16 protein-coding genes are annotated in these 21977 nt (G+C 66.6%); 14 read left to right on the top strand and 2 right to left on the bottom strand.

Annotated elements, in window-relative coordinates; translation table 11 throughout:
• The first annotated feature begins 5 nt into the window (after positions 1–5).
• The 11 genes from HGB39_RS28145 to HGB39_RS28195 all read left to right on the top strand — a co-directional run bounded on the left by HGB39_RS28145 (position 6) and on the right by HGB39_RS28195 (position 16664).
• Entirely contained in the window at positions 6–404 is a 399-nt protein-coding gene (locus HGB39_RS28145) for a hypothetical protein (RefSeq protein ID WP_012687085.1), read from the top strand.
• Positions 401–3457 (top strand): ATP-binding protein, encoded by a 3057-nt coding sequence (locus HGB39_RS28150; RefSeq protein ID WP_064080661.1) that lies wholly within the window; start codon positions 401–403, stop codon positions 3455–3457. The genes HGB39_RS28145 and HGB39_RS28150 overlap by 4 nt, the downstream gene beginning before the upstream one ends.
• Positions 3458–3555: 98 nt before the next feature.
• Positions 3556–5598 carry a hypothetical protein gene (locus HGB39_RS28155; protein WP_247607532.1) on the top strand — a complete coding sequence of 681 codons (2043 nt, stop codon included), beginning with the start codon at positions 3556–3558 and terminating at the stop codon, positions 5596–5598.
• Positions 5598–6431, top strand: a complete 834-nt coding sequence (locus HGB39_RS28160; protein ID WP_064080663.1) for a hypothetical protein — start codon at positions 5598–5600, stop codon at positions 6429–6431. Before HGB39_RS28155 ends, HGB39_RS28160 begins: the two co-directional genes overlap by 1 nt.
• Complete coding sequence (locus HGB39_RS28165) at positions 6428–8029, top strand: peptidoglycan DD-metalloendopeptidase family protein (RefSeq protein WP_064080664.1); 1602 nt, start codon at positions 6428–6430, stop codon at positions 8027–8029. Before HGB39_RS28160 ends, HGB39_RS28165 begins: the two co-directional genes overlap by 4 nt.
• Before the next feature lie 34 nt (positions 8030–8063).
• Complete coding sequence (locus tag HGB39_RS28170) at positions 8064–8957, top strand: TnsA-like heteromeric transposase endonuclease subunit (protein WP_210753028.1); 894 nt, start codon at positions 8064–8066, stop codon at positions 8955–8957.
• Complete coding sequence (locus tag HGB39_RS28175) at positions 8954–10999, top strand: TnsB C-terminal domain-containing protein (protein WP_168442971.1); 2046 nt, start codon at positions 8954–8956, stop codon at positions 10997–10999. The genes HGB39_RS28170 and HGB39_RS28175 overlap by 4 nt, the downstream gene beginning before the upstream one ends.
• Complete coding sequence (locus HGB39_RS28180; RefSeq protein WP_064080549.1) at positions 10996–12057, top strand: AAA family ATPase; 1062 nt, start codon at positions 10996–10998, stop codon at positions 12055–12057. The genes HGB39_RS28175 and HGB39_RS28180 overlap by 4 nt, the downstream gene beginning before the upstream one ends.
• Positions 12054–15029, top strand: a complete 2976-nt coding sequence (locus HGB39_RS28185) for a TniQ family protein (protein WP_064080548.1) — start codon at positions 12054–12056, stop codon at positions 15027–15029. The genes HGB39_RS28180 and HGB39_RS28185 overlap by 4 nt, the downstream gene beginning before the upstream one ends.
• Positions 15030–15482: 453 nt before the next feature.
• Positions 15483–16070 carry a hypothetical protein gene (locus HGB39_RS28190; RefSeq protein WP_064080547.1) on the top strand — a complete coding sequence of 196 codons (588 nt, stop codon included), beginning with the start codon at positions 15483–15485 and terminating at the stop codon, positions 16068–16070.
• 12 nt (positions 16071–16082) lie between these two features.
• The gene (locus HGB39_RS28195; protein WP_064080546.1) at positions 16083–16664 is read left to right on the top strand and encodes a hypothetical protein; all 582 of its coding nucleotides are present in this window, start codon (positions 16083–16085) and stop codon (positions 16662–16664) included.
• Positions 16665–16851: 187 nt separating this feature from the next.
• On the opposite strand, the gene pgfA is transcribed toward HGB39_RS28195, so the two are convergent.
• Positions 16852–17925 carry a cell envelope lipid trafficking protein PgfA gene (pgfA, locus tag HGB39_RS28200; RefSeq protein WP_248949845.1) on the bottom strand — a complete coding sequence of 358 codons (1074 nt, stop codon included), beginning with the start codon at positions 17923–17925 and terminating at the stop codon, positions 16852–16854.
• 91 nt (positions 17926–18016) lie between these two features.
• On the opposite strand from pgfA, the gene HGB39_RS28205 reads away from it, so the two are divergent.
• From HGB39_RS28205 to HGB39_RS28215, 3 genes are read left to right on the top strand one after another with little or no spacing between them, the layout of a single operon-like run.
• Positions 18017–19183, top strand: a complete 1167-nt coding sequence (locus HGB39_RS28205) for a cytochrome P450 family protein (protein ID WP_064080544.1) — start codon at positions 18017–18019, stop codon at positions 19181–19183.
• A gap of 37 nt (positions 19184–19220) precedes the next feature.
• Positions 19221–20306, top strand: a complete 1086-nt coding sequence (locus HGB39_RS28210; protein WP_064080543.1) for a GAF domain-containing protein — start codon at positions 19221–19223, stop codon at positions 20304–20306.
• 29 nt (positions 20307–20335) lie between these two features.
• Positions 20336–20899: an inner membrane-spanning protein YciB gene (locus HGB39_RS28215; protein WP_064080542.1), complete on the top strand. Its 564-nt coding sequence runs from the start codon at positions 20336–20338 to the stop codon at positions 20897–20899.
• A 292-nt stretch (positions 20900–21191) separates the two neighbouring features.
• Here HGB39_RS28215 and HGB39_RS28220 read toward each other — a convergent pair whose 3' ends face one another.
• Positions 21192–21623 carry a helix-turn-helix domain-containing protein gene (locus HGB39_RS28220; protein ID WP_064080541.1) on the bottom strand — a complete coding sequence of 144 codons (432 nt, stop codon included), beginning with the start codon at positions 21621–21623 and terminating at the stop codon, positions 21192–21194.
• Positions 21624–21977: the final 354 nt, after the last annotated feature.

The following is a 21977-nucleotide window of genomic DNA, read 5'->3' on the forward strand; positions in this document are numbered from 1 at the left end:
CGACTGTGATCGACAACGACGACCTGCTGCACCGGGTGGATCAGCACTACCTCGGCCCAACCGGGTTCACCCTGCCCGTCCGGATTCGGTACGCGGCGCTCGGGCTCGGGGCCGCATTCATGGTCACCGTCTTCGTCATCGCCCGCGGCATCGTGCACGTGCCGCTGGGTTTCAAGTCCCTCGTCGTGATGGTGGTCATCACCGTCGTGCTCACCGCGCGGGTGACGAAGTTCGTCAACGCCGACCGCCCGGTCCGGGCGGTGATCCGGGCCGCGTGGAACGACCTGAACGCACCGCGCCCACCGAAGCCCGGCCAGACCGTCGTGCTCCGCATTCCCGCCATTTCCCGCGCTGCCGGCAGCGCACATGCCGTCACGCCGATCGAAGGTGAGTCCTCCCGATGACTTTGCAGCCCGACAACGAGATCGCCGCACTGTTCGATCCGAACTTCGACGAGCCCGAGCCGGTCATCGTTCCGCCCGGTGCGTTGCCGCCGTCGTGGGCGGCGGCGATGGCGGCGAACCGATCGGCCGCCACGCCGGCCCCGGCCCAGGAATTGGCTTGGTCACAGGCTCCGAACAGCAACATCGCAGCCCCCGCACCGGCCGTGGCCTCCTCCCCCGCACCTGACGCGGAGCCAGAACCCACCGCGAAAGGTAAGCGGCGCGGGAAGAAGCGCGGTCGCCGCGGCGACCCGGAGGCGGAGTTCACCAGGCAGGCCGCGGCGGCGAAGAAGCGCGCGGACCGCGAACGCAAGGCGGTGCGTCTCGCGCTGGTCGGGGTGGAGGGCAACGTCACTCGCACGCGCCGGCAGTCGACGGCGTGGTTCGTGCAGCCGCCGGGGCCGTGGAACATGCGTCCGGTCGGCAAGCAGCGCCGCTACATCCAGAACGAGGGCCTTGTCGTGGCGAACCTCGCCGAGGCCGGTGTGACGGGGCTGCACCGGCGGCTGGTGCGCACACCGTGGCCGGTGCGGCAGTGGGCGCAGGCGCATGACGCGTGGGCCGATCCGATCCCGGACGTGCCGGGTGCGTTGTCGTGGGCGGATTACCTACGCGGGCAACAGCACGCGATGTTGTGGGGCAACCCTACCCAGAAGGGCCGCTACTGGGGCGTGGAGCTGCCGCCGCGCTCGGTGCTCGCGCAGGGGCTCGACACGGTCGGGCAGTGGCTGGTTCCTGTCGTCGACTGGCCACTGCTGGGCAAGTTCGCTCAGCTGTGGCGCAAGTGGGCGCGCGATGCGTTCCTCGGCGAGCAGAAGGCGATCGCGGACCATCTCGCCACGATCGAGCGGCACCTGTCCGGGCAGGGTGTGAACGCCAAACCCGCGACCGCAGCGCAGATGGACTACCTGATGCTGCGCTCGGCGACACTCGGGCTGCCGCTCGATGCGGACGGTGTGATCTCCGGTGCGGGCGACTGGGAGGAATCCGACGTCGCCGCACTCGAAGACCTCACCACCCTCGAGCTGACCCCCGGCGACGGCTACACCACGGTGCGCGGGCAGGTCGGCGGCCGGGACTACACCGGCTACGCGATCGTCCTGACGGTCGGGCGCATGGCGCCGCTGCCGATCCCGGAGAAGATGCTGCCGTGGCAGGTGATCGGCGATCCGTCCGGCGAACCCCTCGAATGGTCCGAGCGCATTTCGCTCAAGACCAAGGGGCAGACGCTGCGCAGCCTGCGCCGGTTGACGTCGAAGATCGAGGCCCAGTTCGACCACTACACCGTCGAACACGACCAGGTCCCGCCGCAGGAACTGGCCGAACAGCACGCACTCGCCCAACGGGTGATCTCCGACATCGAGGAGGACCACTCGGGCCTGTCGGTGCGCACCGAGGGCTGGTACCGCGTCCTCGTCGTCGGTTCGTCGCCGGAGGAGGCCAAGGAGAAGGTCGCGCTGCTGCAGGAGATGTACGCGCCGCGGATTCGCCTGGAACCCGAGCACGGCCAGTACCAGCTGCTGCGCGAGTTCATCCCGGGTGAGCCGCTGGCGAACATCGCGCACTGCCGGCGGATGAACGTGAAGGCGCTGTCGGCTGGCATGGCCGCGGTCGGTGACCGGATCGGTGACCGCACCGGTGTGGTGGTCGGGCAGACCGCGTCGATCGCTCCGCGGCCTGCGGTGTGGGATCTGTTTGCCGCGCACGAGAAGAAGCACAAGTCCGGTCTGACGCCGATCGTCGCGGTGCCCGGCTCGGGTAAGACGTTCCTCGCCGGGATGCTCGTCTACCAGGCGGTGCGGGCGGGTGCCTATGGTGTGGTGCTCGACCCGTCGGGGCCGCTGAAGAAGCTTGCGCAGCTACCCGAGTTCCGGGGTATCGCCGAGGTGCAGGCGCTGACCGGTCGCACCTCGCGTCCGGGATCACTCAACCCCTACCGAGTGATCGTCGACCCCCGCCGCGACGACCCAGAGTACGACCCGTCCAATCCCGACTACACCGACGACGCCGATCCGGTCGCCGCCGCACAGTCGCAGTACGAGGCGGATCTGCGAGCCGCGGAGGCGGAGCGGATCTCGGTGGCGGTGTCGGTCCTGAAGATGATGCTCACACCCTCGCGCCTCGAACACCAATGGACCGAGACGGTCCTACAGACCGCGGCGAACATGGTCGGCGGCGACCGCCGCCACAACCTGAGCGAAGTCCTCGCCGCCATCGCCACGATCGGCGAAGGCAAGGACGAAACCAACCTCGACCTGATTTCCTGCGCCCGGTCCATCCACCAGGACCTGGCGATGATGTCCCAGCTCGCCGAGGCCCGCGTGCTCTTCCCGGAGGAGGGAACCATCGGCGACGACGAGGACATCGACCGCAACGTGCGCCTGACGGTCCTGACGATGCCGGGCCTGCAACTACCCCCCGAGGGCACCGACCCGGCGCAGTGGACCCCGCAGCAGCGCATGGCCGGCCCCCTGATGCACATGGCGGCGTGGATGGCGAACCGGCTCGTCTACGAGCTGCCGCGTTACGAACGCAAGGTGCTCTTTCTCGACGAGAACAAGTACCTCGAGCAGACCGGCGCCGGACGCACCCTGAACCTGCGGATCGCCCGCGACAGCCGCAAATACAAGGTTCGCGCTCTGGTCTGCTCGCAGCTGCCCGACGACTACCTCGGCATCGACGGCACCGACGACAAGTCCGCGCTGACGTACGAGGTGATCATCGGTGACCTCGGCGGCAACACCCACGCGATCGAGGGCGCGCTCAAGCTGCTGAACCTTCCGCCCGGCGAGGGCTACGAGTCACTCCTGGCCGGCCTCGGCGGCGGCGGTGAGGACACCCTCGACGAGGACACCGACACCGAACACCTGGACCAGGCCCGCCGGTTCATCGTGAAGATGGCCGACGACATCGAGCTGATCCGTTCGGACTGGACGCACTACGTGCACCTGGCCCACGTGTTCGACGCCCTGGACTCGCGAGCAACCCGCGCCGCCATGGGGGGTGGGGCGTGAGCCCACTGCGGCCCAGAGCCGCACGGACGGACCGTTCCCCTTCCCCGCGCCGTTTCGGGTGGCGTACGGGGCTCGTAGGGCGTGTTCTGGTGGTGCTGATGCTGGCCGCGGTGTCGCTGATCGGACTCGGTGGCGCTGTCGCGGCGGCCGGCGGGTTCGACTGCCAGGACGTCCCGCCGCCGGAGTTCCCGAACGAAGTCATCGAGACCACCTTCGACTCGACCAGCGCCGACCGGCCGACCACCGGCGGCACCGGCTATCAGACCTACGGGTGGGCCGGGCTCAAGTGGCACACCTACGACCTCGGCTGCGGCGCGGACCTGGTCAAGGCACCGGGTGCGGTCGGCGACACCACCCTGGGCAACACGTTCTTAACCATCGGCAAGTCGATGGCGGCCGCCGCGTTCTGGCTCGACGACCAGACCAAGACCGGCCAGGACGCCACCGAGGCCGGGGTGACTCCCGCCCTGGAGCGGTTCGACCAGATCGTCTTCTCCATCACCGAGGGCATGCGGGACCTCTACGGGCAATGGGGCGGCATCGGCCTGGTCGTCGTGGCCGCGATGGTCCTGTGGAAAGCCCTGAAAGCCGACACAGCCGGAGTCACGAAGACCGCGGCGATCGCCGCCGCTGGGCTCGCGCTCGGGGCGTTGATGGTCGGGGCCCCGCAGAAGGCGCTCCAGTTGGCCGACGAGACGTTCGGGTCGCTGATCACCGAGACGCAGGACCAGATCTTCGCGGTGCAGTTCGGCGACGACGGAGGCACGCTCGCCGGCGGCAGCACCGACCCCCGAAACGTGCTGGTCGACCAGATTTTTCTTCCCGACTGGCGCAAGGGATGGTTCGGTACCAATTACGACCCGGAGGACAAGGACCAACTCGGGCCGAAGCTGCGGGATGCACTGGCGTTCACCTACGACCAGCAGAACACGGTGAAGGACGATCCGAGGGCCCAGGCGCAGCTCGCCGAGGAGAAGGCCGACCAGTTCCGCGACATCGTCTCCAAGTTGGAGACCGACTACCAGCTCTCCTACTACCAGTTCCAGGGCAAGGACTCCGGCCGCACCTCCACCGGCTTCATGGGCATGATCAAGCTGGCCATGCCCTCGCTGCTGTGGATCGGCGCATCCCTGCTGAAACTGACCGCACTGCTGGCGATCCGGTTCGCGGTCCTGTTCGCCCCGATCTGGATTCCGGTCGCGATCGCCTACGGCGGGTGGCTGGCCCGGGTGATGCGAATGCTCGCCTCGGCCTACATGTGGGGCGTGGCCGGCTCGGTGATCGTCGCGCTCTATCTGATGGCGTTGGTCCAGCTCTACGTCAACTCGAACGGGGCCGTCGACGGGTCCTGGCGACTGTGGTTCATGGTGCTGCTGACCGTCGTGTGCTGGGCGATCATGCGGCCGTTCAAACGGATGAGCCAGACGTTCACACAGAACAGCGCGAGCATGGTCAACCGCAAGGCCCGAAGCGCCAAGAAGTCCATCAAACGCAAGGCATTCGACGCTGCGAGCTTCGCGGTCGGCGGGTCGGCGCAGGCGATCACGGAAAAGGCAACCGAGCACTTCGCCCGCCGTGGACGCGACGGACATGAGGACGACGACGGGGCGAGCACGGTCACTCGGCCCGAGGGTCGCGCGCTGGGCAACCGCCGCCAGCAGGCGCTCACGCAGTCACGGGCCGATGCCCGGACGGCGCAGGGGCTGGGCCGGTCCGCACGCCTGGGCCAGGCCTCCGACGCCGCGGCCGATCGCGATGCACGTCTCGCCGGGATCGCTGCCGTGGCCAGCCGCGACATCGCCCGCGGCAAGGGCGGGGTCGACGGCAAGGACGCCGATCGCGCGGTCAGGTCCGGCGCCGCGGCGTGGAAAAGGTTCGACCAGAACGAGGCCGACAACCTCGTCCAGGAACGCCGCGCCCGCAAGGAACTGCTGACCGCCAGCGTCGGGCAACGGTGGGACGGCGGCGACCGCTCGGCCATCGCGCCGATGAAGGTCTACACCCCCACCCGCGGCCAGCGAGGGGCACATCCCGCCACCGCATCCACGCCGCACCACTCACCGGCGAAGGCGCCGCCGACCGCGAGGGTGTGGAACGCCGCCACCCCCACACGCACGACACCTGAGGACCGGTACATCTGATGTCGTCATCCGGACCCAACCCTGCCCTCGCACCGATTCGCCGATGGGTGCTCTACTCCCGCACCCACCTGGCGATCACGGTGGCCGGCACCGTGGCGCTGCTGTTCGCCGCCGGCGCGGCCTTCGGAGAGAACCCTCCGCCGCGGGCAGTCGCCCACCAGGCCGACACCACCGTCGAATCAGTCACGCCCACGAAGACGATCAGCTACGACCTCGACGAAGTGAACGAGTCCCTGGTCGCCGCCAAGACCACAGCCTGGGCCGCATCCAGCGCGCCCGCCACCGCAATGGCGTACGCACACGCCTTCGTCGACACCACACCGTCGGATCCGATGTGGGCCAGCACCATCGGCAGCCACACCGCCGACATGCCGGGAGAGCACGTCGTAGCAGCCCGGCCACGGACCCCGGTGGTCATCACCGGCCCCACGGTCAGCACACTCACCGACGGACCCGACGGCGAGCGGACCGCGCGGGTGACCGTTCCGACGCAGGCCGGAGATCTGCGGATCACGCTCACCGTCGACGAGGTCAACGGTGAAAAGCGGTGGGTGGTTGACACTCCCCTACCGACCCTCGACCTCTCCGAGCTCGAAACGATGACCCGGGCGACCACCACTGCGACACCACTCACATCGACGACACCGACCACCACCGCGGCCGAAACGACACCGCCGCAGCCGACATCGACGTCGAGCCTGTCAACGACGCCGCAGCCGACGTTCGATCTCGACGAATCGGCAACCGCCCCGAGCCGAGGCAACGACCCGACACCGATTCCCGGTCCGATCCCGATCCCGGAACTCGACACCCCGATCCCCGGAGGAAGGTGAACATCGGCGGCGCCCAGCGGGCGCTGCTGCTCACCGGCGCCATCGGCATCATCATCGGGACATCGGCGTGCTCACTGGGCGCACCAGTCATCCCGAGAGACCCGTGCCGGACCGTCACCTCCGACAGCGCCAACAGCACGGGGTCGACCACCGAGGACCCGGCGCTGACCGTGTCAGGACCAATCCGTCTGCCGGTCGAACCTGGGACCACCACGTTCACTTCCGGATTCGGTGAGCGCTGGGGAGCCCAGCACCAAGGCGTGGACCTTGCCGGGCCGGCAGGCACGAAGATCCTCGCCGCGCTCGACGGCAACGTCGTCAAAGCCGGGGACTCCGGCGAAGGGCCCGGGGTCGGGTTCGAGAACTGGGTGGTCATCGACTCGAACGTCGACGGCAAGCCCGTGAGCACGGTCTACGGCCACATGTTCGCCGATGGAATTCACATCAAACCAGGCCAGCAGGTCAAGGCCGGCGACCACATCGCCGACATCGGCAACGCCGGCGGATCGACGGGCCCGCACCTGCACTTCGAGTACTGGCAGGGCGGCCGGCTGCAGGGCGGAACAGCCCTCGACCCCGTCACCGTCCTACCCGACATCGCCAAGCAGAACGGCACCAGTGGAGGCGACCCCAGCACCGCCAGCAACAGTCCCATCCAACTCGTGGCCGCATCCCGGTCCACGGCTGACTGCTCTGGCTTCGGCATGGCCGGCGGCGGCGAGCTGGCATTCGGGATCGTGCCGGCCGAGTTCGAGCCGTGGCTACGCCGCGCCGGCAGTGTCTGCCCGGAGATCGACCCTCCGTTGCTCGCCGCACAGCTCCAGCAGGAGAACGGATTCCGGCACGGCCCCCATGCCCCGGTGTCGGACACCGGAGCAATGGGTCCCGCACAGTTCATGCCCGGCACCTGGGCAACATGGGGTAAGGACTACGACGAGGACGGGAAGGCCGACCCGAACTCCATCGGTGACGCGGTGATGTCACAGGCGCATTTCATGTGCGCCCTGTACCAGGACGTTTCCGGCTACATCGCCAGCGGCCAGGCCAAGGGCGACCCCATCGAGCTGACACTTGCCGCCTACAATGCCGGTCCCGGCGCCGTGCAGCAGTACGGCGGTATCCCGCCCTTCGCCCAGACCGAGAATTACGTCCCCAAGATCATGCAGGCCCGCACAGGGTTCACCAATCCCAATGCCCGCGGCCGATTCATCCCGAGCACTTCTGGTGACAGCAGCCAAGTCGTCACGGCCGCTCGCGAATACCTCGGCACCCCGTATGTGTGGGGTGGCGGCGGAACCGGCGGACCCTCCGGCGGTGGGTTCGACTGCTCAGGTCTGACCTCGTACGCCCTGCACGCGGCTAGCGCAGGCAAGGTCTCCCTCCCCCGCACCTCCGAGCAACAGTGGGGTGTCGGCATCGAGATCCCGATCGACCAAGCCAAGCCCGGCGACCTGGTCTTCGGCAGCTGGGGGCCGAACGGGCCAGGACACGTGGGTGTCTATTCCGGCACCGGCCAGATGATCCACGCCCCCACGCAGGGCGATGTCGTCAAGGAAGCTCCACTCCAGGCAGGGATGAAGGCTCGCCGCGTGTTGTAGGGACGGGCCATCTCCGCCACTTGTGTAGGTTCTCATGATTGATGTCGCTTTTCTCATCGATCTGTCGCCCAGATGTCGCTTCCGACATTTTAGTGAGAATCGATCTCGGCGTGTCTGCGGCCTGATCCTGGGCTTGGGCGGTTGGGTGTCCGCCATGACTAATGAGGGCAGCCTGATGTGGGCTGGTTTGGCGGGAGTTGTGCCGGGGACGGAAGTGGCCGTGCGGTTCCGGGGAGACGACGGAGCGTTCGTCGATACGACGTTGCGGCGGTTACCGGTGGAGGAGGTGCTGGCGGGCCGTCCGGTGCGGGAGTTCCGGTCGTGGCAGGGGCGGCGGCACTATTCGGGCTGGTACTGGTCGGCTACCACGGGTGGTCATGTGGTCTACGAGAGCCGTCTGGAACTGGCGAGAATCCTTCTAGCGGACCAGGACCCGACCGTGGTTGCGATCGCGGCGCAACCGTTCCTGCTCGAAGGTGTCGATGGCGATCGGAAACGACGGCATGTGCCGGATCTGCTGCTGGCGCACAAGGATGGAGCGCTGACGGTGGTGGACGTGAAGGCAGCTGCCCGCGTTGCCGATCCGAAGGTTGCGGCTCAGTTCGCGTGGACGAGGGCGGTGTGTGAGCGACACGGTTTCGGGTTCGAGGTATGGACGGGTGCCGATGCGGTGCTGGTGGAGAACTTGCGCTTTCTGGCAGGGTATCGGCGGCCTGCCACGATCGCGACCGAACTGGTGCCGGCGGTGATCGATGCGGCGGTCGTGCCGGTGGCGATCTCCGCTTTGGAACGGCGGCTGGGCCTGTCGGTGCCGCAGTGGCTGGTGCGACCGGTGATCCTGCACCTGTTGTGGCGATCGTGGCTGGTGGCGGATCTGTCGCGGGTTCTCGGCGGCGACACGCTGGTGTCGGCGGAGGTGGTGGCGTGAACGCGCGCACGGTGACGGTCGCGGTCGGGGCGGGGCTGATGGTCGACGGCGACGCGGCGCGGGTCGTGGAGTTCGACGGCCGTAAGGTGGTCGTTGAGTACGCGGACGGCCGCTACGGAAGCTTCGCTTTGGCGGAGTTCGTCTCGCGGGCACGTGGTTTGGAGCCGGTCGAGGAAGGTCTGGATCCGGGGCTGGTGCTGGCGGGGCTGTCACCGGCCGAGCGGGAGCAGGCCGCAGCGCGAGGCGAGCATGTCCGGGAGGTGTTGACCGGCTACAGGTCCGGTTACGCCGAGGCCGCGCGCACAGGTGAGCCCCGCCCCGACTATGCGCCGGTGGTGGGGCTGAAGGCACGCTGCGAGGCCAAGGCCGCGGAGTTGGGGGTGGCGTCGCGCACTGTCGAGCGGTGGGTGGCCGCCTACCGGGATGCCGGTGAGGCGGGGCTGGTCGATGACCGGCGCCGCCGTGGCCGCGGCTCGACGGTGGATCCGCGCTGGGAGGCGGCGGTGGCTGCGGAACTGGCGGCGGGGGTGTCGGCGTCGACACCGACCCGCTCGGCGGTGCTGATGCGAGCCGCCGAGCGGCTCGAGCGCGAGCACGGGGTCGGGGTGGTGGCGCTGCCGTCGCAGGCGACCGCCTATCGGCGGCTGGCGGAGCTGGTTAAGGGCACGAACGCGGTGAGCGGGTCGGCGAAGGCGCGGCGTTCGATCGCCCAACGCCCGAAGGGCGTTTACGGCCGGCTGCGCGCCACGCGTCCGGGTGAGTATCTGATTCTGGATACCCAGGATCTGGACGTGTTCGCGATGGAGCCGGTGACCTGTCGGTGGGTGCGGGCACAGCTCACGGTCGCGCAGGATCTCTTCGACCGCCAGATCCTCGGGTTGAAGGTGACCCCGGTGTCCACGAAATCTGTTGATGTCGCGAGTGTGTTGTTCGAGTCGGTCACAGGCCGCAGCGCGGGGCGCCCAGCGCTGGGGCCGGTGCACGGGTTGCCGAAGCATCTGGTGTTCACCGAGGAGAACACCGGCGCCGACGCCGAGATCTGGTGCCCGCCCGAAACCCTGGTGATCGATCACGGCAAGGCGTTCCTGTCGGCCCATGTGATCGGGGTCTGCGCCCGATTGGGGATCTCGATCCAGCCGGCCCAACCGCGCAAGCCCACCGACAAGCCCACGGTCGAGAGGTTCTTCCGTTCGTTGAGAGAGGGCCTGATACAACATCTTCCGGCCTACAAGGGCCCAGACCTGCACAGCCGCGGAGAAGGTCTCGAGGAGCAGGCGTTTTTGTTCCTGCACGAGCTCGAGGATGTGATCCGCGACTGGATCGTGACGGTCTACCACCCGAGTGACCATGACGGGATCGTGGTCGCGGAGTGGCCGAATCTGGCGATGTCGCCGAATGACATGTTCGCCCTGGGCATCGCCAAGGCGGGAGTGTTGCGGATCCCGGCCGCCCCGGAGCTCGCCTTGGAGTTCTTGCGGGTGGTCAAACGCACCATCCAGCATTACGGCGTCGAGATTGACGGCCGCCGCTACAACGGTCCAGCACTGGACGGCTACCGCAACGCGACCAGCCCCTACGGCGGCCTCGACGCCGGGAAATGGCCGTTTCGCGTCAACGACGACGATGTCCGCCACATCTACTTTCAAGACCCGGGCGATGGGCAGTGGCATCAGCTCGACTGGGAGCACGCGCCGATGCTGGGCACACCGTTCTCCGACGAGGCCGCCCGCTACGCCCGCATCCTCGCCCGCCGCACCGATCGTTTCACCGACCCCGCCGAGACGCTGGCCACATTGCTGAGCCGGTGGGATGCCGGTGAGGTTCTCGACCGGCGCGAACGGCGCATGGCCGCCCGGCTGGCGGCCGAGCGCAGCGGCCTGGCCGCGGCAGCCGAGCTCGAACTGGCCGCCGACCCTGTTCCGGCGCTGAGCGCTGCCACCACCAGCTCGGCCCCGCCGGTGGTCGGCGACGACGATGACGACAGCGAGATCCTCGACGACGTCGACGACTTCTACGCCGACGCGCTGGAGGTGCTCGAGTGAGCAGCGCCTACAGCCTCTCCCGCAAGGACGGGTGGCGCCGGTTCGTCGACACCGCGCCCCGCGCCCGACCCGACACCCTTACCGCTACAGCGTTGTCCGCCTTGGGGAGTGACGCCCGCGAGGACTACGACGACGCCCGCCACGACTGGCACGCCAACTTCGGCACCATCGCCACCCCGCAGCTGAAAGAGGTGCGCGACGAACTGGAGCTGATCGTCGCCTCGAATCGTCAAGATCCCGATCGTGTTCGGGGCGCGGCGGTCATCGACGGGTTCCCCGGTCTGGGCAAGACGACCATCGTCAACCTGTTCGGCCGCGACTATCACCGCCAGGCCCTGCGTCGCCGCGGCCCGGTCACCGAGTCCGGTGATGAGCACATTCCGGTGTTCCGGGTCGGTCTGACCTCGAACACCACGCTGCGGACGTTGAACAAGATGATCTGCCAGTTCTACGGGCATCCCGGCGCCGATCGCGGCAGCGCCGCCCAGTTGGCCACCTACGCCCTGGACTGCGTCCTCTCGTGTGATTCGCGGGTCGGGATCATCGATGATATTCACTTCATCGACCAGAACAGCCGAGACGGGCTCGCCGTCAGCAATCACCTGAAATGGCTGGCCAATGAGCTGCCGGTGACGTTCATCTACGCCGGAGTCGGTCTCGGAGAACGCCGTTTCTTCGAGGAGGGCCTGTCCGGGTCCTCGGCCGCTTTGGCGCAAAGCGCCCGGCGCTGGACCCGCCTCGAAGTCGGCACCTTCGCCCACGACCGTCACTGGAAATCCCTGGTCAAGGCGGTCGACAAACAGTTGGTGCTCACCTGCTGGCAGCCCGGACAGCTCACCGGCCTGGCCGACTACCTGTTCGCCCGCACCGGCGGGCACATCGGGTCGCTGATGACGCTGATCAACCGCGGCTGCTTCAAAGCGATCCGCACCGGAGCCGAGGCGATGTCACAGGAGCTGCTCGACACCGTCCGCATCGACGAAGCCTCCGAAAAGGCACGCCACCGGCTCGAAGCCGCGACCCGCACGAGAGTCGAGCGCAAGCAGGTGAGGCGATGACCACGATCACCACTCTGCCGTTGCGAACACCGATCACCGCCGGCGAGAGCCTGGATTCCTGGATCGACGCGCTGGCCCGCCGCAACGACACCTCCCCGCGGGAAGTGCTGCGCTCCTTGGGCATCGATCACCACGGTCAGTCGATCCGCCAGCTGGTCGATGAACTTGATTCCACGGAGCTGCGCCGCATCGAAGCCGCGACCGGGCTGCCGGCCCATCGTCTCGACGCCGCGATCGGTCCCGCCGTCCCCGGGATCGAACGGATATCGATGCATTGTTCACGGTTTTGCCCGCGCTGTTTGGCCGAGGCCGACGGGCGTTGGCAACTGTCGTGGCGGTCGAGTTGGGCGATGGTCTGCGGTCGGCACCGGCTGCTGCTGCACGACACCTGCCCGGGACCGGACTGCCGCGCGGCACCCCGAGTGCAGATCGTCGGCGGCGCCACCGCACCACCGGCGTCGACCTGCAGCCGACCCATTAGTCGGTCGTGGCTGCGTTGCGGCGTCGAGCTATTCGCCGCGGCGGACCTACCCGCCCCCGACGAAGTCCTCGATGCCCAGTCCTGGATCGATCAACTGATGGCCGCGGCCCGCGCACCTGGCCGCCCCGATCCGGCCCATGCGACACTGACCGATCTGCATCTGGTGGTGGCCTGGTTGCTGCGCCTGGATTCCGCGGCCGCGATCGCTGCGGCCCGCGCGATCAACCCGCGGCGGCACGCGACTCCGCCGCAACCGCGCAACGGCAGCCCGCCCGACCTCGATGCGGCACTGACCGCGGCGCTCCTGATTCGCGCCAGGACTGTTCTCGGGGACGACGAGGCTAGCGCGATCGACGAGCTGCGCACACTGGTGACGAAACATCCTAATCCACAACGGGTCTCGCCACCAGAGTTCATCAAGCGACACTTTGTGGTCATGCCGAGCCAATTTCCCAACCGCTATCTGCGCGCCGTCGACGCCGATCTACCCGGAGCCGTCCGGCTGCGCATGCGGACAATCACTGCCTCGGCCGCAATACCGCGCGCCGATGGGGCTGCGCGGATCCGGATGCTGCCGCAACTGTTCTGGCCCGACTGGGCCGGCCGTCTGCTGCCCGTCGCGGGCGGCTTCCACACCGACCTGTTCCGAGCTGCTCTCAGTGTCCTGCTGACCGTCCCCGGTGATCCCTCGCAGCGGATGGACACCCACGCCGGGTTGTTGAACCCCCGCGTCACCGCCGCCAACCTGAGCATCACCCTACAAGGATTCGACAAGCTTCCCAGCGGATCGGCGCTGACCGATGTCCTCGTGCTTCTCTGCCGCATCACCGAACACCTCGACCAACACGGCACACCGATCGACTACCAGCGGAGACGTGAGCAGATCCCCGCCGAAACCCTCACCTGGGACCAGTGGCGTGACCTCGCCTGTTCGGTCGGAGCGCACCCCGGCAAGCACCGTCAAGGACGGCTGCGGCACGCCCAACGCCACCTGCATCAACTGCTGTCCGGTGCCGACCTCGCCGACCACCGCCACCCACTGGCGTTCCGCAGCCCCAATGACCGCGGCACCTTCGTCGAGTTCACCACCGCCATGGCAGCGCCGCTGCGCCGAGCCCTGAACGAACACGCCGAATCCATACTGGTTAACCTCGCCATCGACGAACCACTGACCTGGTCGCCACCAACCGACCTCGCCGACGGGCTCGCCCTGCCGGGCATCGATACCGGCGACCTCGACCCCGACAAGGTCAGTCGCCTGGTCGTCGACGAACACCGCTCCTCGCGGGAGGCCGCCGAGGTTCTCGGCGTCCACCTCGAACACGTCCGCATCGCGATGGAACGTCTCGACCAACCACGACGACAGTGGGCGCCCCATGCGGCACCCGCCGCATGGTTGCGTGAACAACACGCCGCCAGGCTGTTCACCCGCGAGTTCTTCGATCGCGAATACATCCAGGCCGGACGCAGCCTGAACGACATCGCCGCCGACACCGGCATCGGCCGCCACATCGTCACCCGATTCGCCAAACAAGCCGGGATCTCCCTGCGCAGGGCCCGTGCACCCTTCCGCATCGACCCGGTCTGGCTGCGCGAGCAATACTGCGCGCAGCTTCGTTCGACCGCCGACATCGCCGTCGAACTCGGCACCGAGCAGATGCGCGTCAACAATGCCCTGCATCAGCACGGCATCCCGGTTCGGCCGCAAGGCGTCGCGAGCCGCACCGAGATGATCATGACCTTCGACCACCTCCCACCGATCATCCGCGCATCTGTCGAGGGCACCCTGCACGGTTGGATTCGGCTGCACCGCTTCCGGATCACGATGGCGTTCCCTTCCCTGGGCACCGCCGCCGGCTACCTCGGAATCAAGTCGAACAGCCTGCTCCACCAACTCCGACTCCTCGAACGTCACGTCGGAGCACCCCTGTTCCACCGATCCCGTCGCGGCACCGCGCACAAGCCCACACCACACGGACAGACGCTGCTGCGCGAACTCGACAACGAGCACGTTCAGCCACTGATGACCGCCGCCCTGCATGCCTGCAATGCCCTCGCAATGCCCGACGCGAAGACCCTCGCACACGCGGTGCGCGAAGCAATGACACCGCCACGAAACCCTGGCCTCCTCAAACCTTTCGGAGATATCCCCGTCGGTCGGCTGCGGATGACCCGCACCACGCTCACCCTGCTACGCCACCTCACCACAACCGATGCCGAGGAGTTCTATGGCCACGGCCTGCATCAATGCACCAGCATCCAACACGGCACCCTCTACCCACTCCTGAGAAGTCTCGAACAAGCCGGATGGCTCACCAGCCGCGACGAAGACGAGGCCGACTGGCTCGCGGGCGCCCCACCCGGATGCGGACCAGGACGACGCCGCACCTACTACCGACTCACCCCAAACGGGCGCCGCGCCGCCCTCCGCGAACTCAACACGCCAAGAAAGCGACAGAACAGTGAGAACCCAGGAGCGACAAACCCATGAGAAACCACACCATCAGCCCAGGCCGGCCACGACCAGGACGACAAGAAGGACGAGAACCTACAACTTGTAGGTTCTCAAAATTCATTTCGCCGTTCTCACATAGTTTTCGCCGGCCTTTCGCTTCCGGCCGATCGGTGAGAATCCGGAGGCGTATCTGCGGCCCGTTCGTCATGACGCGCCGGAGCCCCGGACGGACGCGGACTCGGCCTGCGCCGCACCAACTACCGGCTCGTCCCGACGGACTCCGCGCCTCCGCGCCTCGGCAGGCCGAGAAGGCGAATAAACGATGAGAAACCTGGAGCGAAGAACCCATGGGAAACCACACCATCAGCCCAGGCCAGCCACGACCAGGCCGAAAAGAAGGAAGAACCTACAGCCACCCATTCGGAGCAGGAAGGATGTGTCATTTATCCTGGTAAAAGGCCGAATTCGGCCATTGGGAAGGAGGATGATGTGAGGGCACGAAGGCTCGTCGTCGTGGTTCTGGTGGTCGCTGTCATCGGATTCCTGGCGTACATGTATCTCTCCCGAACCAACGATGGCGAGGACTCGGCGAGCGTGGCGGCGTCGACGACCACCAGCGCGCCCACGACCACGCCGGCCGCGACGCCGGCCGATGTCGATACGACCGAGCCGCCGACTGCCTCCCGCGACGCTGAAGAGGCCGCCCAACAGGGCCTGACCGTGGCGTTCACCTGGTACCCGGCCACCGACACCAACCAGAACGACGCATACGGGCGGGCCCGAAACTGGCTGACCGGCAAGCTCGCCGACCGCATGATCATCGACGCCCGCACCGAGCGCGGGCCAGGTGGGCAGTGGGACGAGTGGGCACAGCAGCACGCCAAGGTCATCGCAGACGTCAGTATCGGATGCTCCGGCTGCCCCGAGGACACCGACACCGTCGTCCAGCGCGTGGCCACCATCAAGCAGACCGCGATCGCCGGCAGCAACACCGATACGGTCGAACCTGACACCACCGTGTGGGTCCGGGTCGTCCGCGAGGGCGGCCGTTGGCTCATCGACGACATACGCTACTGACCCGGAGGGCCCGTGACCCGCAAGACCGTTGCCGCAGCACTGATCACCGCTGTTCTCGCCGTCGGCCTGACCGCGTGCAGCAGAGATGAGTCGACCACCGCCACCCCCACCAGCGCACCGATAGCGCCCACGACGGTGTCTGTGTTCGGCACCGACGAGTTCATCGCCAACCGGCTGCTCAACTCATCGAGGGCGATCGTCGAGACAGTGGAGGAACGCGGCGGCACACGAGAACAGGCGATCGCTGCTCTCGTTTCCAGCGAAGCCGAGACGGGCTGGCAATCCGGACTGCGGATGTCCCCGCCAGCAACGGACGTCCGGGACATCTTCGGCTGGCGGCTCGCGTACAACCTTCCGGCCGACTCCGCTGAGATAGTCGTCGCCGCCACCAACACATTCATGGACAACGCCGCCACCGTCACGGTCAGCGCCGACGACCCGGCTGCCTACGCCCTGGCCGTCCAGCTCGCAGACCCCCGCGGCTACAACGAGAAGGAACACTTCTACAAAAAGGGCGAGACCGCCGGCACCGAGTACGGCGCCGCCCTACCCAAGGCCCAGGCCGCGTACGCCGAACTGCGCGGTTCGCAGTAACAAGAATGGGGCCGTGTCGTTTGCGCCAGTCAACGACATTGATCTCTCTCCAGTTCACCGCTGCTGACGCAGTCGCGGGGAGTAGATGATGAGGCCTGGCCCGGCGTCCTGTCCGCCGTTTGATGTGAACGGGGGTGGGTGCCAGGCCAGGTCTCTTCTCGGAATCCGGTGATTGTCTTTTCACCTGCTAGACAAAAGTTTTGGGAGTCATTCGTGACCAGCGGCGCGCGAGGATGATCGCGGTCCCCACCAACCCGATGCCGACCACGGCACCGAGGGCGGGCCCATATCGGGTTCCCCACAGGATCGCGGTACGGGCGTCCTTCGCTTGTTGGGCAAGGCCGTTGATTGTTTCGTTGTCGAAGTGGGTGTGCGCTTCGAGCGTGGTCACAGCATTCGGGTCGTCAACCGACCGCGCCAGCCATCGCCTCGGCTGCTCCTCCACAGCAACGATCGCACCAGATGCAGGCTCGACCCACACATCGCGCGTCGTGGAGTAGTGCAGATCCATCGTTGTCGGCTCCGTGCCAGGTAGCCCCCACTTTTCAGCGGGCAAGGTCGTCGTCGCGACACTGCCGATCGATTTCCCAAGGTTCACGGGGCCGATCGTCTGCTGAAAGTGATACAGCCGCATGCCGTCGACCATGCGATCGTCGTCTACGTACTCGATCGGATGCGTCTCCCGTGCCGTCCCGTCGTAGTACGGGTAGCTGACCTTCTCGACGTCGAACGGAAACTTGTACTGAATTCCGGCGCGAGGCGTCTCGGTCGGGGGCTTGCCCTGCTCGGCTTGAGTGGTCGGGACGGGCTCGGCGAGAGGCATGCCTGATCGTCGGTCGATCGTGACGCGATCGACCATTGCCGAGACCAGGCCCAACCCCTCGCCCCAGTCGGTCCGGACCGTCTTCTGCGCCGCCTGCAGAGTTGTCGAAGCGGCCGAAACTGGATCCTCTGTCGTCACGTACACCTGAATCCGCAGCGGGACACCCCGGTCGGTCTTCAGCGGACCTTTCATAGCCACCGAGGTGGCCTTGAGCACCGCCGCGTCTTCCGCAACCGACACTGTCGCCGATTGCACGTCGAGCGGGATGACCTTCAACCTGGCGGCACCGTAGGTGGGAACCAAGACAGCGACGACGAGCAGGCACGAGCCGAGCGCGACGAGAGTGCAGACCGCTGCGGATCTCCTCCAACCCCGACGGTCGGCGGCATCCGCCTTGTGCACGTTTTCATCCAGTACGGTGTCGACCTGAGCACTCACGTAGCGCACCCTAGCCGCCGGAGCAATGCAGAATCCCGGTCAGCCGGTATCTTCGTCCTGAGGTATTTGCCACATCACAGAAGGGAACCTGGTGCTCGATCCGTTTGCGCCCGGCCTGAGTGTCGCGGAGGCCGATCGCTTGCATGCGCACCTTCGCGCCGTCGGCCCAGTTGTCGAGGCCACCGACGCCGACGGACTGCGCGTCTGGATCATCACCCGGTACGACGACGTCTCTCGACTGCTCGCTGACCCCGGAATCGTCAATGTCCGGCCCGGCGGCCCATCAGGCAGCCCGGGTCTTCCCCTACCACCGGCACTGGCCCGCAACCTGCTCAATATGCTCCCCGATGATCACCGGCGCGTCCGCGCTTTGGCAGCGCCCGCGTTCTCACGGCGACGAATCGGAGCGGTGAGGCAGATGGTGACCGCCCGTGCCGACGGACTCCTGGACGACCTCGACCCGAACGAAACCGGTGTTGTCGACCTCTTTCCCGCCTACGCCGCTCCCCTGCCTGCTGACATCATCGCCGAGATCCTCGGCGTGACCGATACGGACGCCGACGAGTTCCGTACCGCCGCGGCGACCGTGATGGCAATGAATCCTGGCGAACCCACCGCGGACGACCCTCGCATCCCGGCCATGACCACGATCGTTCTCGTACTCATGCGTGTGATCGCGGCCAAACGGAAATCGCCCGGTGACGACGTCATCACCGATTGGATCACCGCCCGCGACGCCGAAGACCGCCTGACCGAAGAGGAACTCATCTCCCTGGCGTTCCTGACGTTTCTCGCCGGATTCGAGAACTCCGTCTACCAGATCGCCAATGCCATCGGCATTCTCGCCGGACTCGATCGGGACCAGCTACTCGTCGAAATCGCCGACGACCAGCTCTGGCGCGCCCGGGTGACGCAGCTTGTCCTCGACGCCGCGCCCGGGTCCTATGCGATACGGCGATTCCCGGTTGAGAACATCACCGTCGGCGGCATTCGCATCCCCGCCGGCAGTCCTCTGTATCTCTCCCTGCGCGCGGCGACCAACGACCCCGCCCGCGGTGAGCGCCCGGACCTGGCCTTCGGCCGCGGACCTCATTACTGTCTCGGCGCCGATCTCGCCGTGATGCAGCTCGACATCGCTACTCGCCGCCTGTTCCAACGCCACCCGGGACTGTCCCTGGTGAAGCCATGGGAAACACTCGACCGGCGACATACGTGGCGCACTCACGGCCCCACTGAGATGCCAGTAAACCTGACCTGACCACCCGAAAGCCAGTACGGGAGAAACGGATAAACCGATGACAGTTGATGCCCTCGTGCGCGCCCCCGCCGAACCCACCCACCCGATCCGCGAATGGACGACCGTCTTCGTCGGCACCGGTGACGAGCACCATGTCGTCGCCGAAGGCCCCAAACACCGCGACTGGCGAAAGATCGGCAATGTCTTTCGCGGACCTGCCCGCACAGCTGTCCTGGGGTTGATCCGTACGTGCATCGCCGATCGCGAGCTCAAGATCGAGTCGTTCGAGGGCAAGGTCGCCGACGCCCTGGGCCCGGTCGGGGCAGCCCACCCCATCCTGACTCCCGACAAGAGCATGGTCGTAGCAGTTCAGATCTGGAGCGGTGACCCGAAGAAGAACCCGCCGGACCGCCCCAATGTCGGGGCATGGGAGTGGGTTCTGAGCTCGGAGGACAACCCGCCCCCACCGCAGCTGCAGTTGGACCCCGGAGCTATCGAGCTCATCGGGATGTCCGCCCGGCATCAGGATCGATCGGTTTTCGGTCCTGCAGATCTCTACACCCGTTCGGCCCGCCTGTCCGACACGTTGCGGCATGTACGCCAAATTCGAGACTGCCAGGTCGATGACACCTTCGACGGCACGTTCACCATCCGGGCTGAGACCGATGTCACCTGCGAGCTGCGCTACGCCGAGCGGTGTGTGGAGGGCCCTGTGGGTAGACGCGTGCGCGGGATCTGCTGGGATGCGGGCACCGACGAAGCCCTTGTCCACGAATCGATGCTCGACGCGTGGTTGTCGACGATGTTGGCATCGACATCGGGGATGTACATCGCGGTCGGGGATCTGTCGTACCAGTACCCGTACTGGCTGAAGTGGGTGACCGAGCACGTTCCCGGTCTCGGACACGGTGTGAGCACCGGACAGACCTTCGCGCTCCATGAGGAAGACTGGCCGAAGATCATCGAGTGGGTCCAGCAGGTGCGTAAGGGGCCGGTCTCCGGCACGGTGCGGGCACGACGCGGCGGTGGCGGCTGGCTGAAGGCCGAATTCCGGGGCTTCCTTCTCGATCCCCTCGTCAGCGACTCGATCGGCGTCGCGGTGATCTCCCCCGAGATCGAAACCATCCCTGACGAAACCTCCTGACGAAGAATATATTTCGGAGGACTGAGCTCGTGTGGAGAGTCTTTTACAACGCCGCGTTGGTTGTTGCGTTCATGGCGACCTACAAGACCGCCGGAATCTTCGCGGCGACGGTCGTGGTCATGGTCGGCGTCGTCGGCGAGGTCATCGTGACGCTGGCCCGACGCCAACGGGTCGACAAACTGCAGTGGATCGGTCTATGCCTTGTGCTCGTCCTCGGTGGTTCGACTCTGTTGTTCCACAACGAGACCTTCATAAAGTGGCGTCCCACAGGGGTGTACTGGCTAATTGCCGGCGCTTTCTTGACGTCGTTGATGGTCGCGAAGCGGGACCCGGTGCGTGTCATCATCGGACGATGTGTGAGCGCACCGGACGCTGTCTGGCGCTTCCTGAGCTGGAGTTGGTTCGTGGCACTGGTCGCGGTCGGCGCCGTCAATATCGTGGTCGCCTACACGATGTCCACGGACACCTGGGTCAACTGGCGTGTCTTCGTCGCACCCGGAAGTCTCTTGGCTCTCGCTGTCGCCCAAGCCACCTGGCATCGCAACTACATCCTCACGGCATGGCGCGACCACCAATCCGAGGAAGCTATGTAATATCCCCTCCGACGTTGGTTCGACATAGAGTCCGCCAAGCGGACTGACTGCGCGATGCCCCCTCCGGCACGTGCCCGGTCGGCCGACGTCAGCGCACCTCACCCGAGGTTGCGGCGCGACCTTCTCGCGTTGCCCGCGCAGCACGCAGAAAGCCCCTCCTCGAAGGGGCTTTTCGTCATGCTCGCGAGAAGGTCGAATGATTACTCACTTTGCTTACTGCACCACCACGGTCGCCAACACCCACGTCCAGTACGACTGGAACCGTCCTCTTCGCATCTGCGGCGCCCGAGGGCTACGCGGGAGTGCCGGCGGGGCGGGTTCGTACCCGCTCGTAGCTCGCCCGCAGTTCGCTTTCAGGAATTTGAAGCGCTGCAGAGAGTTTCCTCGCCACGTTGTCAGACAGCGAAATCTCGCCTCGTTCGACACTTCCAACGATTTGGGTGGTGACGCCGGCAGCGGCGCCGAGCTGTGGCTGGGTGAGCCCTCGCAGAATCCGCCAGTCGCCAGGGTAGCGGTCACCCTCCGGAACCTTCACGAGGTCGGAAATGGGCACCCCAATCGCGGCGGTGACACGGGCGAGCAAATCAACCTGCGGCGACGAGTCGCCAAGCTCCCATCGCCGAATCGTGTCGGCATTGAGTCGCGCCAGGCGCGCGAGTTCGCGCTGCGATACACCAGCAGATCGGCGGGCTTTCTCCAGTTGATCAGGCTGGAATCCGCGCATAACTCGACGGCTCACAGACTGAGCCTTACCAGAAAAGTCGTCATCACTAGACACTGTGCAATCCCCTCGTTACGATGCGCACATAACGGTACCTATGAATCAGTAGGTATAGATTCGGAGAAGGGTGATGGAAAGTTCTCGTCAAACGTGAACGGTCCCCCAGCTGTTAGCGCAGCCAGGGGACCGTCAGAACAGCAAGTCGACTGTTAGCGCAGTCGGACAAGCCATGAGACCAGCGGGTTAGCGGCCCGCGGCCTCGAATGCAGATCGGAGCCTGCAAATGAACACGTTAGATGGCGCTGGTGCTCTACGCCTAGCGACTGCAAGTTCTCATGCCGGTAGAGAGAAGGTCGA

The sequence above is a fragment of the Rhodococcus opacus genome (assembly GCF_012396235.1).
Classification (GTDB): Bacteria; Actinomycetota; Actinomycetes; order Mycobacteriales; family Mycobacteriaceae; genus Rhodococcus_F; species Rhodococcus_F opacus.

Bases quoted from the DNA above. Each gene is read 5' to 3' on its own strand.
- HGB39_RS28150 (WP_064080661.1), top strand. From the start codon at position 401: ATGACTTTGCAGCCCGACAACGAGATCGCCGCACTGTTCGATCCGAAC.
- HGB39_RS28155 (WP_247607532.1), top strand. From the start codon at position 3,556: ATGCTGGCCGCGGTGTCGCTGATCGGACTCGGTGGCGCTGTCGCGGCG.
- HGB39_RS28160 (WP_064080663.1), top strand. From the start codon at position 5,598: ATGTCGTCATCCGGACCCAACCCTGCCCTCGCACCGATTCGCCGATGG.
- HGB39_RS28170 (WP_210753028.1), top strand. From the start codon at position 8,064: ATGATTGATGTCGCTTTTCTCATCGATCTGTCGCCCAGATGTCGCTTC.
- HGB39_RS28185 (WP_064080548.1), top strand. From the start codon at position 12,054: ATGACCACGATCACCACTCTGCCGTTGCGAACACCGATCACCGCCGGC.
- HGB39_RS28210 (WP_064080543.1), top strand. From the start codon at position 19,221: ATGACAGTTGATGCCCTCGTGCGCGCCCCCGCCGAACCCACCCACCCG.
- HGB39_RS28220 (WP_064080541.1), bottom strand. From the start codon at position 21,623: ATGCGCGGATTCCAGCCTGATCAACTGGAGAAAGCCCGCCGATCTGCT.